This is a genomic window from Sphingobacterium faecale, assembly GCF_016746095.1.
Lineage (GTDB): Bacteria > Bacteroidota > Bacteroidia > Sphingobacteriales > Sphingobacteriaceae > Sphingobacterium > Sphingobacterium faecale.
Genome location: NZ_JAERTY010000010.1, coordinates 87298 through 101515, shown reverse-complemented (window position 1 = coordinate 101515; position 14218 = coordinate 87298). Strand labels below are relative to the sequence as shown.

Below are 14218 nucleotides of genomic sequence, written 5' to 3'. Positions count from 1 at the left end.
GGGTTGATTATTTCTTTGAAAAAATATAGATGATATTCGCAACAGAGCGTTCTCCCAAATGGTCGAATTGTTTATTGTCGCTTGGATAATTAACGATACCTTCGTCGGGTTGGCCTTTAATATACATCGTTGTACTTCCTCCACCGTCTAGGTTCATAGCATCATGACAGCCATACCACCGAAGAATTTTGCTTAATTCCTCCAGATTAAGACCTTGGGAGTTTGCGTTTCGCCCGTCTACAGTACAGAGGATGAGTTTATTGCCTTTGAGTGCGATAGCAGTTCTCGGATGCCTGTTGTCATTAAAAGCATTTTTTGCAAGTTGCTGTTGCCTACTGTCTTTTACTAGAAGAGGGCCTGATAATAGAACATTGGGATAGGGAGAAGTTTGACTAGAATCTGTAGTAATTATCGTTTTTCTAGAATTGAAAGCAAAATAGGCGTTGGCTCTCAGTGATGGGCTTGCTGTAGTATTGACTATAGTGTCCTCAACTTTAATAAAATCAACAGCCCCTCCATTTTTCATATTGAAAAAGCCACCATTGATAGCTACAATTGCATGGTGCTGCTGAGCGAGAGTAGATGTTTTTTTTAAACTGTTTGCCAGCGCTGCTAAACGGAGTGATTTGTTGTGTTTTTTTAAATCGATTTCTATAATATTCACCTCCTGGCGACTGTTGAAGAGATCAATGATATTCGCTTGTTTCCAATAGATCCCTTTATCTACGGCCGAGGTGCGCCATTTCGTGTTACAAAAGTTGACCGAATCGATATCTTGTCCATAACTGATATTGTGGAGGACTGTAGATAGTAGTGTTAATAAAAATAAAAAGGCAGTATGTTTAGATTTCATACTGCCTAATTTAAGAATCTTTTGTTAATAAATGATTAACTTACTTTAAACCATTCCATTCGCTATGAAATTGTTGCAAAAAGCCCTCCATGTATTTATGGCGTTCTTCTGCTATCCGTTTTGCAGTAGAGGTATTCATTTTATCTTTTAATAAGAGCAACTTTTCATAAAAGTGGTTTATTGTGGGAGCGGTTGTGTTTTTGTAGGATTCCTTGTCCAATTTCGTTTGAATTGGAATGTGAGGATTATGGATTTCCCTATTCTTAAATCCGCCATAGGTAAACGCTCTGGCTATTCCTATTGCGCCTATCGCATCCAGACGGTCTGCATCTTGAACGATTTCCATTTCTTTAGAGTGAAAGTTTATAGTACCCAAGGATGCTTTAAAGGACATGTTTAGCATAATATTTTTCACATGTTCAATCACACTTTGCTCTACAGCTATAGATGTTAGGAAATCACCAGCAATCTGAGGCCCCAACTGCTCATCGCCATGATGGAACTTGCTGTCTGCGATGTCATGCAAGAGCGCAGTTAGTTCGCACACCAGCTGATCTGCTTTTTCTGTCTCCAATATCAGTTTTGTATTGTTCCATACACGTTGTATGTGCCACCAATCGTGGCCTGCTTCGGCATTTTTCAGTGTTTCCTGTACGAATACAATCGTCTGATTAATTACATTTTGCATGGTTTTAGTTTTCTTTGCTTCCATCATAGAGTTCATATTGCAGTAACCTACAATCTAACTTACCATTAAAGAATTCAAATCTTCTAGATGCCTTTAATCCAATTTTCTTTGCTAGATCAGGATTCCCCGTAAATACATAGCCGCGATAACCCTTACATTCCTGTTTCATGAAATCTCCTATTCTTTTGTAGGTGATCTCCAATTTGGTGTGCGTACCTAGTCGTTCGCCATATTCTGGATTGAACATAATAACTCCAGGTCCGTCTGGTACGGTGGTATCCGCAAAATCACCAACTTGGAAGGTGATTAAATGTTCTACTCCTGCAGTTTTCGCATTTATTTTTGCGATTTCTACGGCTTGTTCAGAAATGTCGGAGGCTATGATAGGAGGCGTTTGTGATTTGTCAGCCTTTTCTTTCAGGAGCTTCCTTTCATTAAAGAAGACGCTTTCGTCATACCCGATGAAATGCATAAAAGAGTAGTTCATACGCTGAAGCCCTGGCATTCTATTTTGTGCAAGCAAGGCCGCTTCAATGGCTAGAGTCCCCGAGCCGCACATGGGATTGACGAAAGGAGATTTTCCATCCCATTTGGTTGCCAATATGGTTGATGTAGCTAGAGCTTCAAGCATGGGCGCTTTTCCTGGGTGTTTCCTATAGCCATGTTTTGCTAATGTTTCGCCAGAAGTATCTAAAAATATCTCCGCACGGTCTTCCATCCAATGTAAGTGTACAACAGACTTGAAAAGATCTGGGCCGGAGTTAGGACGTACCCCTTTTTTTTCTTTTATACGGTCTACGATAGCATCTTTCACTTTGACATTAGCGAATAATGGGGTTGTGATCGTATCGTTATGAACATTGGATGTCACCGAGAAATATCCGTCAAACGGGATCATATTTTCCCATTCTATTTTTAATAGACCTTCATATAATTCTTGGGGATTATCAGCGCGAAAAGATCCTATCTGATAGAGAACCTGGCTCGCAGTACGCAGGTTTAAATTAAGTCTGATGCAGTCATTTATAGACGCATGGAGTTCAACTCCGGTATTGAATGCTCGCTTAATATCGAAACCTAAAGCCACTACTTCTTCTTGCAGGTAAGGTGATAGTCTTTTGTTGCATGTGATGATCACCTTTTCGGGGGTGTTGAAAACTTCCTTCATATTTGTGCAAAGTTAGTTAATCTAGAACGCAAAAAATGTGTAATTTTATGGTTTAATAATTTTGAATATGGAAATCAGAGGAAAAGTACATGAAGTTGGTGCTTTGCAGCAGGTTACAGAGTCTTTTAAGAAAAGAGATCTTATTGTTGCATACGCCGAGAACCCACAGTTTGTAGAATATATTCGCTTTGAAGCGACGCAAGATAGAGTGAATATCTTTGACAACTTGGCGGTTGGAGAAGAGGTTGAAGTGTCATTTAACCTTCGTGGACGTCCGTGGACGAATAAAGAAGGAGTTACTACATATTTCAACTCTTTAGTAGCTTGGCGTGTTACTAAACTCGCTAATACAGGTAGTGGAGCATCTACTCCTGGTTATGCAGATATGCCTGCACCAGTCGATATTAGCTCCTCAGGCGCTGATGATGACGATTTGCCATTTTAATCCATACGATTAATATAATTTTAAAAAGCTATTCCATATGGAATAGCTTTTTTGTTTATCTATTTTTTAAAGAATTAGACTGCATTATGACTCAACTTTTTAATAAACTTTCATTTTTAAGGTAATATTTATTATTATTTATTTTAAGTTGTATATTAGGAGCAATCGTTGATACATGTAAGATGTCAACTTTTATTAGAAACCTGTTTTATGAGTATTTTAGAGAGCCTTTTGTCAAGTTTGTCGGATCCAAAGCATATTCGTGCTATGCAACGAAAAAATAGACTACTGCGGGCAGTGTATGATAAAGATGCTATTTCTGTCAATGATTTAATGAAGGTTTTAGGAATTAGTTTTCCCACTTTGAATGCTTTGATTGTCGAATTAATAGATCAAAAGCTATTGATTCAAAATGAAAGAGGAGAGTCAATAGGTGGACGTAAGCCAAATCTTTATCAATTGAGCGATGGTATTTTTAAAGTTTTATGTGTCGAGGTAAACCGATTTTCCGTTAAGATTTCTTTTGTAGATAATAATAGTAAGATTCTTGCTCCTTCGCGGGTATATAGTAGTGATTTGTCTACTGATCTGGAAAGCTTATCACAATTTGAACGGACCATAAAAAATTATGTAGTTGAGTATAATTTGAACTGGGCGGATATCTCGGGTCTAGCTATTTCTATGCCTGGTTTGATTGATAAATCTAAAGGAAAAAATTATTCTTTTTTCTTTGACGCGGAATCTGACTTTGATTTGAAAAGTTATTTGGAAACATCCTTCTCAAAGAAGGTTTATATTGTTAATGATGTTAAACTGACGACTTATGCCGAACAGAATTTTGGTGCACTAAAGCAGGTCGAAAATGGTTTGACTATTTTGATGGATTGGGGAATGGCCCTCGGTATCGTTGCTCAAGGTGAGATTTATATGGGTAAGAATGGTTTTTCGGGAGAGATGGGGCATATGAATTTTATTGAAGACGGCGAGCTTTGTTATTGTGGGAAAAGAGGCTGTTTGGAGACTGTTGCTTCAGGCATATCGCTGGTTAAAAGAGCAAGTCAGGATATTAAAAACAATGTCCCAACATTATTAGCAAAAAAGTTCAATAGCGAAAATATATTGCCTCAACATATTATAAATGCGGCTTTAGAAGGGGACCAGTATGCTATCGAGCTGATTACCGAGTTGGGTAAGAACTTAGGTAAGGCAATTGCATTATTTGTACAGATTTTTAATCCAGAGAGAGTTGTTCTAGGAGGTAATTTTGCTAAAGCAGCCACATTGATAACTAATCCTATTCAGCAACAAATACAGACTTATGCGATGGGGAGAATCTTAAGTAACTGTGAGGTCGTGCTTTCTAAGTTGAGTGAAAATGATATAACATTTGGATTAGCCCGTTATTTCATTCTTAATTGTTTTGATAATGATTTGCTCCCGGTTAATTAGGTTTATCCACTAATATACCTTCCGTAAGGTAGTTTACGGAGTATAAAAGTTAAAAATACAGAAACTACTATAGTGCTGATACTTGCTAAGGGGATAACCCATACCGTGTCTGCATGGCGCGAAAAAAAAGGATGTAAGAAATTGAGGGGAATGATGTGGCTTAGATAGATGCCAAAACTGTATTTATCCACGATTGTAATCCATCTCGGTATTGTACTGACTTTTAGGCAATATGGTTGGAGCGATAGAAATAAAAACACTGCCGCTATTGCGGTGTTTGGAAATACATAGTTGTAAAGGAGGGTGTTGAGTGAAGTTGCTTTTTCATTCAAGATACAAGTGCCCATTGCCGTCACTGTTGTTATTATTATGTAGCCTAATGGGGCGATTAATTTGTTCCAATGAAAGCTTTTTATGGTGAGATAGTGACCAAGTACTAAATATCCAATGTATCCGGAAAAGAAAGTTAAGTCAAATTTTGGCATAATCGAATAAAATGCTCTATTGGATACAAACATGCTTAAGAGCCACAATAGCAAGAACCACTCGATTTCCTTAATACTGCATTGAACCAATATCTTTCTTAGGAAAGGGATGGTCAGGTATAGCCCGATAATCATATATAAATACCACAAATGGGCGTTGGCTCCGTGTAATAATTTATCTTGGGTTATGGCCCATATTTTTTCAGATGAGAGGTTCTCGAAGTTGGTGTATCGATAGAAATAATAAATAAGATAAACTATTGTCCAGAATAGAAAGGGGAATAACAGTTTTGGTAGACGTTTTTTATAAAAGTCCCATATGTTTTCATCCTTCTGTAGTAACAATGCGCCTGATATGACGACAAATAGGGGGACAGAACACCTAGTCGCCGCATTGATCCAATTGGCATAGTTCCAATCAAATGAATTTGTGTCCACACGGTAAAGAAACCCTGTTGAAGCATGGATTAAGACTACGAAGACTGTCGCAATGACACGTAGGTAAATAATGTGACGGTTTTTTTCTGCCATGATGTAAAAATATATATAATTGGAACAAGAATTGGATACTCTGTTGATATTGATGTTTGGTATAATTGAATTATTAATGTTTACCAAAAAAAATAATTAAATTGCATTATGGGTTGGGCCACAAAAAAGAGTAAACGCTGGGAGTTGGGACAATTAAAGTGGACATTTCTGTCTATTTTGATGTTTGCCCCCCCTATTCATCCATTTGTAATGATGTCTCAGGCATCTAAGAGCAAAGTAAGGTCATGGTACTTATTATCTTGGCTATTGCTTTTTGTACAGTTTGGTCTTTTTTATTCTTTCTATATCTTTGCAGGAGCGATGTCGCAAGGCATGTTGTTAACAGTCTGTGGATATATCTCTTCTTATATTATTGGGAATGGACTGTTGTTAAACCAATCGAAATCCTATTTACAAAGACTGGAACTAGGCGAGGTCCGCTCATTGACATGGATTAATACCTTGGCGGATCAACGTCGTTTGGAGCTGGCTCAAGCACAGATAGAGACACCACAATCATTTGTTACTAAACTACTTTATTTTCAAAAGGAAGTTGATAATAGAAATATACAGCAATATGTCGATAAGATTGTCCGGCTTTTTCATTTACTGGAGCAGAGAGACGTGCAGGAAGCGGAGAAATTTCTGGTAAGACACGGTACTGTAGTCAACGTTCTTCGAGAGTATGATGATCTCGAAAACACAAGATTAAATAATCAGGTGACGCTAGAGTCAAAAAATAAATTGGAAGCAGTGCTTGCCCAAGCAGCCAATGCAATAGAACTGGATGTTACCAATTTGATCAAAGCGAGATTGTTAGATGTTTCAGCGGAGTCCGACGTGTACTTACAAACTTTAAAAAATAAGAACCTTTTAAAAGATTAAATATAATATGGCTACTATAGACTTGACCAATTACGAGGAGGAAAATAATACAGATAAAAGTAAGGAAATGCAGGTGAGTTTTTCGCCGGAAGAAAAAGCATTAGTTCAACAATATAAAGACAAGATAAATCTTAACTCTACAACGGATATCATCCAATTTGGTGTTGCAAGCCAGACGAAGGTGAGTAATTTTTCTAATGAAATATTAAAGCAAGTCCGAACTAAAGATATGGGCGGGGCAGAGGAAATTCTTTTGAATCTCCGTTCGGACATCAAATCTTTTGATGAGAATTTAAATAAGAAGCCCCTCATTCCTTTTTTTGATACCGTTAAGAAAAAAATCCAACGTATGCGTACCGAGTATGCTTCCGTTGAGAAGAATATTCATCAGATCGAATTGAAGTTAGAGGGGCATTACAAGAACCTTCTGAAAGATGTCAATATTTTTGATAAACTATTTGTCGAAAATCAAAATTACTTTAAAGAGTTGTCTTTACACATTGCTGCAGGGGAGGAAAAGTTGGAAGAAGTACACCGTGTTACGCTACCAGAGTTAAAAAAGGAGGCGGAGGAGTCTGGCGATCAGCATAAAATACAGGCGTACAAAGATATGGAGCAACATGTCGTACGGTTTGAACGGAAAATCCATGATCTTAAATTGACACGTATGGTTGTTCTGCAGACTGCGCCTCAGATTCGTATGATACAGAGTAATAGTAGTTCTTTGATGGAAAAAATACAGTCCAGTATTGTCAATACACTACCATTATGGAAGAATCAGATGGTGCTTACCTTGGGGATCGCTCATGCACAACGTGCTCTGGAGGCTCAAAAGGCGGTGACCGATGCAACAAATGAACTGCTGCGGAAAAATTCTGAAATGCTTAAGGAATCAACAATTAATGTTGCACGAGAGACCGAGCGCGGGATCGTTGATATCGAAACGATCAAAAAGGCAAACTCCGATATTATAAACACTATTGAACAGGTACTACAGATACAGCGCGATGGCCGCGAAAAACGTAAAGTCGTAGAACAAGAGTTGTTGCAGTCTGAAAATGAATTAAAGACAAATCTTCTCAAGTCTTCTGATGATTCTAAGCTAATAAATTAAACAAAAGAGCCGCAAATAGTTGTGGCTCTTTTGTGTTTCTACATTTCCCAGCGTTTTTTAGGGACACAGGTGATGTCTTTGGTCTTCCGTAGTATGATTGGTCGAGAATCAAATTTGTTCTCTAATACGACGGAGTCCTCATTATGGTATACTAATTTGAACCGGGGTAGATATTGTCCACTTTTGTAACATCCGGATATTTTCTGTTTTCCATTTTCTTTAGTGTATATTCCTTCTGCGATAATGCTATCTCCTCTTAGTACATATACCGCTTTAGCATATTCTGTCCATGATCCGTTGTTAAAACAGCTGTCAGGTATTGTTTTTGTCTTGGCATGCACATGCATTTTGGTGTACAAGGAATCGCAGGTAAAGGTGAATTCATGTAGCGTAAAATTGAGCATTTGCTGTTGTTGAGGGATACTGTCTTGAACCCATACACCTTGAAGGAAAGAAACACCTTCTGTCTGCATTTCAGAATGTCGCTGACATCCTGTAGACACTACAAGCATACCTAAGAAAAATCCTAGGTATGCAATTTGTTTAGTATGTTTTTTTAGATATGTCTGCACAGGTTATTTTAAGCTACCGACCATTTCTTCAGGTTTTACCCACTCATCAAACTGCTCTGCAGTAACATAACCTAATGCAATAGCAGTCTCTTTCAATGTAGAATTGTTCTTGTGCGCCGTTTGTGCGATTTCTGCTGCCTTATAATAGCCTATTTTAGTATTTAATGCGGTAACCAGCATTAATGAATTGTCGACAAGCTCTTTAATACGTGCGTAATTTGGTTCAATACCTGCGGCACAGTGTGCTTCAAATGATATACATGCGTCACCGATTAATCGGGCCGACTGCAAAAAGTTAGCTGCCATTACGGGTTTGAATACATTGAGTTCGTAGTGCCCCTGTGTGCCACCGATTGTGATCGCAACGTCATTGCCCATCACCTGTGCAGCGACCATTGTCAAAGCTTCACATTGTGTTGGGTTAACTTTTCCAGGCATGATAGATGATCCCGGCTCGTTTTCAGGAATCAATATTTCGCCAATACCGGAGCGAGGACCAGAAGCTAGCATTCGGATATCATTTGCTATTTTATTTAACGCAACAGCAAGTTGTTTAAGCGCGCCATGTGTTTCTACAATGGCATCATGAGAAGCGAGAGCTTCAAATTTATTCTCTGCAGTAATGAATGGGTGGCCTGTAAACTGGGCGATATACTTCGCAACGAGTACATCGTAACCTTGCGGAGTATTTAGACCTGTTCCTACTGCAGTACCTCCAAGGGCGACTTCGGAAAGATGTGCTAAAGTATTTTTTACAGCTTTAATTCCGTAGTTTAACTGTGCTACATAACCTGATAATTCTTGACCTAGCGTTAAAGGGGTGGCATCCATTAGATGTGTGCGACCGATCTTGACTACATTCATAAATTCTTCAGACTTACTTTTTAGCGTATCGCGCAGTTTTTCGACACCTGGGATTGTAACCTCTACGACCGCTTTATAAGCGGCAATGTGCATTCCCGTAGGAAATGTATCATTGGATGACTGTGATTTATTGACGTCATCGTTTGCCTTTAGAACAGGCTCTCCTTCACCGATAGTGCCACCGGCTAATACCTGAGCACGGTTTGCAATAACTTCATTCACGTTCATATTGGACTGCGTGCCCGAACCAGTTTGCCAAATTACTAAAGGGAACTGATCATCCAATTTACCTGCGAGTATCTCATCACAAACAGTAGCGATAGCATCTCGTTTTTCAACCGGAAGTACTCCCAGTTCATGGTTTGCGTAAGCTGCAGCTTTTTTTAGATAGGCGAACCCCTCTACAATTTCATGCGGCATAGAAGCTGCTGGTCCGATTTTGAAGTTGTTGCGTGAACGTTCTGTTTGGGCTCCCCAGTATTTGTCTGCAGGTACCTGAACTTCACCCATAGTATCTTTTTCTATTCTGAATGACATAGTATTAAAGTGAAAATTAAAAATTAAAATTCCCGAATCTCTTTCTTTAGATAGCAATCCTACCGACAAAGTTACTTAATGCTTATCTATTCTCCCAATCTTCTTTGTAGGTGTTCACGGATATGGTAGTAGAGTTGCTTTGGGTTTAGTGTGCGCCAAGGTATTTCGTTCAGGATGCCTCCAAAATTAACGTAATAGTCAATGTTACTATTTTGGAATTCTTGTATGACGTGCTCTCTAAAATGTAACCCAGCTATCCATCCGTCATCAATGTCTTGAAACCATTCCTCATAGTAGGCGTCATCCGATGCATGAAAGTTTAATATGTTTTCACCAATAAGGATGTATTTGTTAATCCCCTCCTGTATTAAAATATCGATTACTTCACGTTTTAACAACATAATATCATTGTAGATCGCATCGTTCCATTCGCCGATCAATTCGATAATCGCGTAACCATGGTCATAATCGGCATATAATATTTTCAAGTAGAGGGTCTGCGAACCAAAATCGTCCCATTGCGGATGAAGAAGAAAGTTATAGACTTGTTTGTCAAATTCAAATTCATTATATATTGTGCCATAAAATGGAGATTTTTCATCCTCCGACGAAATGTAATCATGGCGCCATTTGTAATATGGTTCGATCTCGTGCATATACTTTTTTTCAAACGTAAATAAAAAGATTTGGATATTTCATATGTGTATAATTTTTTCTTAAATGGTCATATGGAATACTCATGGGTGTTTTTGCTTTGTTAAACATGAGTATTTCATATGTCTATAATCTGTTTTTTATCTGTCATATGGAATATCCAAACTATAGTCATTCGTGTTTGTGCAGTCTGTGCTTCATGGATATTTCATAATTATTTGTTGATATTAAATAGTTTGGCAGTTATTTTGGTATCTTTGAACAATGTGTTTCTTCGGGCAAATTATCATCACTGTAACACATACATCCTAGTTGAGATGCATACGGATTAATTAAATGCAAAAAGGTACTGGACGGAATATTTTTGTAGCTGCAACTTATGCGGCAACGCTATTTTTAGGATTGATTCTTGGACAAAACTACGTAGACCAACAAAGTAATAACCCAGGGAGCTCTTTAATCCCTATTGGCCTGTCTGATAATTCGTATAAGATCCAACAAGTACTCGATCTCTTATCGAATAGTTATGTCGACAGTTTAAATGTGGATTCTTTGCAGAATGGGGCTATTAACCATATTGTAGCTCACCTTGACCCCTATTCTTCTTACTTATTACCTAATGAATCTAAAGCACAGTCTGAGGCTTTAGAAGGGACATTTGAAGGGATCGGTTTAGAGTTCTTTAATCTCCATGATACGCTGTTGGTTGTTGGGGTTATAAGTAATGGACCTGCTGAAAAGGCGGGATTAAAGGTGGGAGATCGTATATTACGGATAGATTCTACTTATGTTTCGGGGAGAAAGGTAGCGCAATCCGTAGTAGACAGGATGGTGAGGGGTAAAAAAGGGTCTAGCGTAGCTATTTATGTTGCTAGGGATAATGATGTTAGAAGCGAGCCTTTTAAAGTTATCCGGGATCAGGTTAATGTAAGTTCTATAGATGTCTCTTACATGGTAAAGCCAACTATTGGTTACGTCAGAATAAGGCGATTTGGGTTAAAAACTGCTGAGGATTTTAAAACTACTATAAAGGAACTGAAGAAGCAAGGTGCTCAAAATCTTATTTTAGACCTGCGTGACAATGGAGGGGGGTATTTTCATATCGCTATTCGTCTGGCTAGTGAGTTTTTCAAAGATCGAAAGATGTTGGTCTATACCGAGGGCGCTCATGAGAATAAGCGTGAGTATTATTCTGAAGGTGAAGGCGAGTATACGGATGGGAAGTTGATCGTTCTGATTAACGAAGGTACCGCCTCAGCGTCGGAGATTGTAGCAGGAGCTGTTCAAGACTGGGACAGAGCTACGATAGTGGGGCGTAGGTCTTATGGGAAAGGTATTGTCCAAGAACAGTTTGATTTTTTAGATGGTTCAAGAATAAATCTTAGTATTTCAAGATATTATACCCCATTGGGGCGTAGTATACAAAAAAAATATACAGCAAATTGGTCAAATATGATCGACTATGCGAGTATGTACAGAGGATTATGGGTACTCGATACTACTTTTGCGAATGCCCAGATGTATAAAACACTAGCAGGTCGGGAGTTGTTTAGTGGGGGCGGAATAAGTCCTGATGTCAAAATATCAATTGATTCTAATGCGTTGAGCTTGCTTTACCAGGAAATTATAAAGTCTAACTATCTCGAGCAGTTTGTCTACGAGCGATTCACCAAGCAATTGCCAGCTTATTCGATAGAGAATTTTATTCAGGGATATCATCTGCCGCAGGCTGAGTATAATCAATTTATGCTTTATTTGAAAGATCGGGATATTGTGGTAAATGAGCAGCGAAGTAAAGACCTTTTGAAATTGATACAGTCTGATATTGAGGCGATAGTGGGACGTTATTATTTTGGTAGAGAAGCCTATTTTAAAGTCAAGAATAGGAGAGACGAATATGTAAGGCGTGCTATCGAGTTATTGCTGCCTGAAACTGTCAAAGATATTGCAGCAGGTTAATGAATGAGATCCGCCCAGATCGGATAGTGATCTGATAACCGCTCTTTAATAATACCATAATTGTCTACTGTGATTGCCTTATCGCATAATATATAGTCGATTTGAAATAAAGGTAGCATTCCAAAATGAGTAACTCCCCAACCAAACCCCTTTTCTTCGAATGCATTATACATGTCTCTTCCTACGATATTCACACTGTAGGACATGGGGGTGTCGTTGAAGTCACCCATGACGATATAAGGATACGGGCATGACTCAATGTGTCTTCGTAGGGATTTAGCTTGTTCACTGCGATTAGTAAAAGCTCTTTTGAGTTTACGGCCCACTTGTTTTGTTTTCTGTTCATCTTTAACTTGGGCTGCAGCAGACAGCTGTATGAACTCTTTGTCTTCTTCTTGTAGTGCAAATGAACGGAGATGCACATTATAAACCCGTAAGGTATCTGCTTCTCGTTTGATGTCTGCAAAGATAATCCGGTTTATACCATATCCATTTTTGAATATAGTTCCATGGTCTATTATGGGGAATTTTGAAAATATGGCTTGACCATATCCCTCATAGTCATTTTTAGAGACGGGTTCAAAATAATAATCTTCAAACTTTCCTTCTGCTTTGAGTAGTTTTGTAAATTGTTTTGATCCTCGGATACGACTGTAAAACTCTTGAAAACAGATAATGTCGGGGTTCACTGTATTTACTAATTCTGCCGTTTCTTCTCTGAAATTGTCTTTTGGACTATTGTACTTTTCAAAGAGATGAACGTTAAAGCTCATAACGCGTAGTGTTGTATCAGCTTTGACAACAATTTTATCTGTATTATTCTTAAAGTTGATATGCTTTCCCAAGAGGCTCCATCCTATTAGGATTGCAACCAAACTTAGTAAAGCGTATCGTTTCTTTCTTAAAAACCAATAGACAATAAATCCGATATTGATAACTAGAATGGGGAGGAACCCGAGCCCAAAGAATGCTATAGGCCAAAATTGTTGAGGATCAATAAAGGAAGCAGAATAGCTTAATAATAGGGCAACTATAGCAAAGATGTTTGCAATAAACACTGTTCTGCTAAAATAGCCAAGCTTTTTCTGTAAAAAAGATCTTTTTCTCATTACTCATCCTGCTTACTCGCCTTGAATAGAACTTCCTTCTCGTGCGAATTTAGACTTTCATAACCACTTGCCGAAATTTTGTCCAATATTTGATCCACGAGATCTTGGTTAGGTAGATCCGTAGGGTGCTTTCGTTTTGTATTGATAAGGTCATGAATACTCTTTCCTTCTACAACCCGCAGATGTTTAGCTCGTCTATTTTTTTTGAAAAGCCCGCTCCAATCGTTTCCGTTTTGAAGTTGCCATATAAAGCACCCACCTAAGCAAGCTATAGGAAGATAAGCAACACCTGCAGCAGGAATTTCTATGATTAGAAATATAAATTGTAGACCTATATAAATAATAGCGATTGTTTTTAGCCGGATATTTCCAAAAAAGAACATTCTGATTTCTAAGTTTGGAACAAGTGTCATTACGCTACTCATTAATGCTGCTAATCCGAATGTGGTTGTATTCCAGTATCTTGTCGGATTGGAAAAGTATGGGAAAGAACCGATTGCTATGTATAGTAATCCGCCGATAAACAATCCCCCTAGAAACACAGTCAATAGCTGTCTGTTGTTCAGGAAATTTAAAAATATATTACCGATCCAATACAGCCAGAGACAATCAAAAAGGAGGTTGAATATCCCTTTATAGATAAATGGGTGTGTAAATAAAGACCAAGGCTGTTGAATAAATACCTTGATCGAATTCGATAGACTGAGATGCTGGTAAGTCCATTGGAATAGATCAACGGCTATAATCTCATCAAAGGATAAGAGTTCAAAAACGTGTATCAATACAAACATGAGGACCTGTCCTGTAATGATGTACGGAATAGAAGATGTATTTTTATAGGTATCCCTAACAAACGATTTTAAGACATTTTCCCTCATGTCATTTCTAGATTAAATATTTTATAT

General features: G+C 38.2%; 14 protein-coding genes. 5 read left to right on the top strand and 9 right to left on the bottom strand.

Annotation, left to right across the window (positions count from 1 at the left end):
- Window positions 1-7 precede the first annotated feature (7 nt).
- From JKG61_RS17900 to JKG61_RS17890, 3 genes are read right to left on the bottom strand one after another with little or no spacing between them, the layout of a single operon-like run.
- Window positions 8-853 (bottom strand): phosphodiester glycosidase family protein, encoded by an 846-nt coding sequence (locus JKG61_RS17900; RefSeq protein ID WP_202104329.1) that lies wholly within the window; start codon window positions 851-853, stop codon window positions 8-10.
- A 40-nt stretch (window positions 854-893) separates the two neighbouring features.
- Window positions 894-1541, bottom strand: coding sequence for an HD domain-containing protein (locus JKG61_RS17895; protein WP_202104328.1), 648 nt, complete (start codon window positions 1539-1541; stop codon window positions 894-896).
- Between the two features lie 4 nt (window positions 1542-1545).
- On the bottom strand, window positions 1546-2709 hold the full coding sequence (locus JKG61_RS17890) for a THUMP domain-containing class I SAM-dependent RNA methyltransferase (protein ID WP_202104327.1): 1164 nt from the start codon (window positions 2707-2709) through the stop codon (window positions 1546-1548).
- Window positions 2710-2776: 67 nt separating this feature from the next.
- Between JKG61_RS17890 and JKG61_RS17885 the strand changes: the two genes are divergently transcribed.
- Together JKG61_RS17885 and JKG61_RS17880 are read left to right on the top strand one after the other, a co-directional pair.
- Complete coding sequence (locus JKG61_RS17885; protein ID WP_202104326.1) at window positions 2777-3154, top strand: DUF3127 domain-containing protein; 378 nt, start codon at window positions 2777-2779, stop codon at window positions 3152-3154.
- Window positions 3155-3364: 210 nt separating this feature from the next.
- Complete coding sequence (locus JKG61_RS17880; protein ID WP_202104325.1) at window positions 3365-4603, top strand: ROK family transcriptional regulator; 1239 nt, start codon at window positions 3365-3367, stop codon at window positions 4601-4603.
- Window positions 4604-4605: 2 nt separating this feature from the next.
- Here JKG61_RS17880 and JKG61_RS17875 read toward each other — a convergent pair whose 3' ends face one another.
- Window positions 4606-5619 (bottom strand): acyltransferase, encoded by a 1014-nt coding sequence (locus tag JKG61_RS17875; RefSeq protein ID WP_202104324.1) that lies wholly within the window; start codon window positions 5617-5619, stop codon window positions 4606-4608.
- 108 nt (window positions 5620-5727) lie between these two features.
- Between JKG61_RS17875 and JKG61_RS17870 the strand changes: the two genes are divergently transcribed.
- Both JKG61_RS17870 and JKG61_RS17865 read left to right on the top strand, forming a co-directional pair.
- Window positions 5728-6504 carry a hypothetical protein gene (locus JKG61_RS17870; protein WP_202104323.1) on the top strand — a complete coding sequence of 259 codons (777 nt, stop codon included), beginning with the start codon at window positions 5728-5730 and terminating at the stop codon, window positions 6502-6504.
- 7 nt (window positions 6505-6511) lie between these two features.
- Entirely contained in the window at window positions 6512-7618 is a 1107-nt protein-coding gene (locus JKG61_RS17865) for a toxic anion resistance protein (RefSeq protein WP_202104322.1), read from the top strand.
- A 38-nt stretch (window positions 7619-7656) separates the two neighbouring features.
- Here JKG61_RS17865 and JKG61_RS17860 read toward each other — a convergent pair whose 3' ends face one another.
- The 3 genes from JKG61_RS17860 to JKG61_RS17850 all read right to left on the bottom strand — a co-directional run bounded on the left by JKG61_RS17860 (window position 7657) and on the right by JKG61_RS17850 (window position 10247).
- Window positions 7657-8190 carry a fumarate hydratase gene (locus JKG61_RS17860; protein WP_202104321.1) on the bottom strand — a complete coding sequence of 178 codons (534 nt, stop codon included), beginning with the start codon at window positions 8188-8190 and terminating at the stop codon, window positions 7657-7659.
- Between the two features lie 3 nt (window positions 8191-8193).
- Window positions 8194-9591 carry a class II fumarate hydratase gene (gene fumC / locus JKG61_RS17855; RefSeq protein WP_202104320.1) on the bottom strand — a complete coding sequence of 466 codons (1398 nt, stop codon included), beginning with the start codon at window positions 9589-9591 and terminating at the stop codon, window positions 8194-8196.
- Window positions 9592-9677: 86 nt separating this feature from the next.
- Window positions 9678-10247: a hypothetical protein gene (locus tag JKG61_RS17850; protein WP_202104319.1), complete on the bottom strand. Its 570-nt coding sequence runs from the start codon at window positions 10245-10247 to the stop codon at window positions 9678-9680.
- Window positions 10248-10581: 334 nt separating this feature from the next.
- Between JKG61_RS17850 and JKG61_RS17845 the strand changes: the two genes are divergently transcribed.
- Window positions 10582-12204, top strand: coding sequence for a S41 family peptidase (locus JKG61_RS17845; protein WP_202104318.1), 1623 nt, complete (start codon window positions 10582-10584; stop codon window positions 12202-12204).
- On the opposite strand, the gene JKG61_RS17840 is transcribed toward JKG61_RS17845, so the two are convergent.
- Together JKG61_RS17840 and JKG61_RS17835 are read right to left on the bottom strand one after the other, a co-directional pair.
- The gene (locus JKG61_RS17840; RefSeq protein WP_202104317.1) at window positions 12201-13313 is read right to left on the bottom strand and encodes an endonuclease/exonuclease/phosphatase family protein; all 1113 of its coding nucleotides are present in this window, start codon (window positions 13311-13313) and stop codon (window positions 12201-12203) included. The two genes, JKG61_RS17845 and JKG61_RS17840, sit on opposite strands and share 4 nt — an antisense overlap.
- Complete coding sequence (locus JKG61_RS17835) at window positions 13313-14191, bottom strand: rhomboid family intramembrane serine protease (RefSeq protein ID WP_202104316.1); 879 nt, start codon at window positions 14189-14191, stop codon at window positions 13313-13315. Before JKG61_RS17835 ends, JKG61_RS17840 begins: the two co-directional genes overlap by 1 nt.
- Between the last annotated feature and the right edge of the window lie 27 nt (window positions 14192-14218).

What these genes read in the sequence shown, in the direction of transcription:
- JKG61_RS17845 (WP_202104318.1), top strand. Translation starts at nt 10,582, where the DNA reads ATGCAAAAAGGTACTGGACGGAATATTTTTGTAGCTGCAACTTATGCG.
- JKG61_RS17870 (WP_202104323.1), top strand. Translation starts at nt 5,728, where the DNA reads ATGGGTTGGGCCACAAAAAAGAGTAAACGCTGGGAGTTGGGACAATTA.
- JKG61_RS17890 (WP_202104327.1), bottom strand. Translation starts at nt 2,709, where the DNA reads ATGAAGGAAGTTTTCAACACCCCCGAAAAGGTGATCATCACATGCAAC.
- JKG61_RS17900 (WP_202104329.1), bottom strand. Translation starts at nt 853, where the DNA reads ATGAAATCTAAACATACTGCCTTTTTATTTTTATTAACACTACTATCT.
- JKG61_RS17850 (WP_202104319.1), bottom strand. Translation starts at nt 10,247, where the DNA reads ATGCACGAGATCGAACCATATTACAAATGGCGCCATGATTACATTTCG.
- JKG61_RS17875 (WP_202104324.1), bottom strand. Translation starts at nt 5,619, where the DNA reads ATGGCAGAAAAAAACCGTCACATTATTTACCTACGTGTCATTGCGACA.
- JKG61_RS17865 (WP_202104322.1), top strand. Translation starts at nt 6,512, where the DNA reads ATGGCTACTATAGACTTGACCAATTACGAGGAGGAAAATAATACAGAT.
- JKG61_RS17880 (WP_202104325.1), top strand. Translation starts at nt 3,365, where the DNA reads ATGAGTATTTTAGAGAGCCTTTTGTCAAGTTTGTCGGATCCAAAGCAT.
- JKG61_RS17835 (WP_202104316.1), bottom strand. Translation starts at nt 14,191, where the DNA reads ATGAGGGAAAATGTCTTAAAATCGTTTGTTAGGGATACCTATAAAAAT.
- JKG61_RS17840 (WP_202104317.1), bottom strand. Translation starts at nt 13,313, where the DNA reads ATGAGAAAAAGATCTTTTTTACAGAAAAAGCTTGGCTATTTTAGCAGA.
- JKG61_RS17885 (WP_202104326.1), top strand. Translation starts at nt 2,777, where the DNA reads ATGGAAATCAGAGGAAAAGTACATGAAGTTGGTGCTTTGCAGCAGGTT.
- fumC (WP_202104320.1), bottom strand. Translation starts at nt 9,591, where the DNA reads ATGTCATTCAGAATAGAAAAAGATACTATGGGTGAAGTTCAGGTACCT.
- JKG61_RS17895 (WP_202104328.1), bottom strand. Translation starts at nt 1,541, where the DNA reads ATGCAAAATGTAATTAATCAGACGATTGTATTCGTACAGGAAACACTG.